The organism is Litchfieldella qijiaojingensis (assembly GCF_014651875.1).
Taxonomy (GTDB): domain Bacteria; phylum Pseudomonadota; class Gammaproteobacteria; order Pseudomonadales; family Halomonadaceae; genus Litchfieldella; species Litchfieldella qijiaojingensis.
The window spans coordinates 1-1,044 of record NZ_BMXS01000075.1; the positions used below are offsets into that span (position 1 = coordinate 1).

General features: G+C 63.7%; 2 protein-coding genes. Both read right to left on the minus strand.

Annotation, left to right across the window (positions count from 1 at the left end):
• Positions 1-67: 67 nt before the first annotated feature.
• Positions 68-841 carry an IS21-like element helper ATPase IstB gene (gene istB / locus IE093_RS22280; RefSeq protein WP_189473129.1) on the minus strand — a complete coding sequence of 258 codons (774 nt, stop codon included), beginning with the start codon at positions 839-841 and terminating at the stop codon, positions 68-70.
• Positions 834-1,044 (minus strand): hypothetical protein (locus IE093_RS22285; RefSeq protein WP_189473131.1); only part of this gene is annotated, 211 nt, incomplete at its 5' end. The genes istB and IE093_RS22285, both read right to left, overlap by 8 nt.

Sequence of the window (1,044 nt, forward strand, 5' to 3'; positions counted from 1 at the left end):
TATGCGACGTCAACTACTTTGACCGCTTGGCGACAATCAAAATGGCCGGTTGGGTGGGGTAATTTCGTCATTCTGACGACGCGGTTTGTTCTCCCCGTCGTTGACGCTGATAGGCGCGTTTCCGGTAGCTCTCTCCGCTTAGCTCCAGCAGCGTGGCGTGGTGCACCAACCGGTCGATGGCGGCCACCGCCATCATGCTGTCAGGAAAGATGCTGTCCCAAGCACTGAACGGCTGGTTGGCAGTGATGATCAAGCTGCCCGACTCGTAACGGTGGGCGATCAGTTCGAACAGCACCGAGGTCTCGGCCTCGCTGCGTTTGACGTAGCCGATGTCATCGATGATCAACACCGAGTACTTGTCGAGTTTGGTCAGCGCATCGCTCAGCCGTAGCGCCTGCTTGGCTGCCTGGAGCTCCTGCACCAGGCTCGACGCAGTGGCATAACGGACCCGGTAGCCCTGGTCGACCAGGGAATGACCCAGACCGGCGGCCACATGGCTCTTGCCCACGCCGGAGGGGCCGAAAAGCAACAGGTTGTGTGCCTGGTCGACCCACTGGCTATTGCCCGCCAGGGCGGTCAGTTGCCGGCGATGGTCGGCCCCAATAGCACCGAACTCGAAGCTGTCCAGCGTCTTGCCCACCGGAAGCCGGGCCTCCTTGAGGTGACGGGCCAGTCGACGCCGCTCGCGCTCGGCCAGCTCGTGCTCGCACAGGGCGGCTAGCGTTTGCGGCAGGCTCCAGCCCTCGGCTTGGGCGCGGGTCTCCAGTTGGGGCCAGCAGGCCGCCACGGTGGGCAAGCGCAGTTGCCGCAGCAGCAGCGGTAAAGTCTGAGTATCAGGCATGGCAGTGCACCTCCGTGGCCGGGGTGGAGGAGATCAGGGCGTCGTAGCTGGCGATCTCATGCTGCTCGACGTGAGGTAGCACGATCGTGCTGCTCGGCTTGGTGGCGAAGCGCGCCTGGAGGTCGGCCAGCGTCGGGCTCTTTCCGTGCTCCAAGGCACCGAGCCAGTAAGTAGCGATCGCCTCGGCCTGATCCTGTTCTGCC

Excerpts from the sequence above, each read along its gene's own strand:
- istB (WP_189473129.1), bottom strand. The coding sequence starts at position 841 with ATGCCTGATACTCAGACTTTACCGCTGCTGCTGCGGCAACTGCGCTTG.